Source organism: Clostridium sp. MCC353 (genome assembly GCF_018785315.1).
Lineage (GTDB): Bacteria > Bacillota > Clostridia > Lachnospirales > Lachnospiraceae > CHH4-2.
In genome coordinates this window covers 1-489 of the sequence record NZ_WQPN01000122.1, presented here as the reverse complement: position 1 = coordinate 489, position 489 = coordinate 1, and the positions used below count along the sequence as shown (strand labels likewise).

At 51.3% G+C, this 489-nt stretch carries 1 protein-coding gene; it reads right to left on the bottom strand.

From position 1 onward, the window contains the following. Nucleotides 1-292: 292 nt before the first annotated feature. The coding region (locus GPL15_RS19855) for a hypothetical protein (protein ID WP_215700410.1) at nucleotides 293-489 on the bottom strand (197 nt) is incomplete at its 5' end.

Genomic DNA, 489 nt, shown 5'->3' with positions numbered 1-489 from the left:
CATTTCCCTTTTTTCAGCCTAAGAGCTGCCGACGGCCTCCACAAATCGCTGGAACCGCAAACCGCGCCCCGGCCTCCTGCGGATCCAACGCCCATCCGGTGTCCCCTCTCCATCCGCCTGAACGGTTTCGGGCCTCACATTCCCTGGATCCCCAGCTGTGTACTGCCACGAATAAATGAAAATAAAGATTTTAACAGTAAAGCGTCAAGGCTTTTTCGAAAATGCCTTCAGGGTTGATGTTAAATGGTATGGGACTTTACATTAAAGGGTGAAGCCATTTTCGAAAATACCTTCACCCTTTATGTAAAAAATTTGCTTTTAATTCCTTGCTCCAGAGAAAACCAGCAGAAAAGCGGGACGAGGGGGCGGTGGCCGGGCCGGGGCTTGAAACCTGCGGGGCGGGCCGTGTTCTGACGGTGTGGGAAGTCGTCTGGAAACCGTTAGTGGAACTTAGTCTGCAGGCATCAAAAAAGACGGGCAGAAACTGAA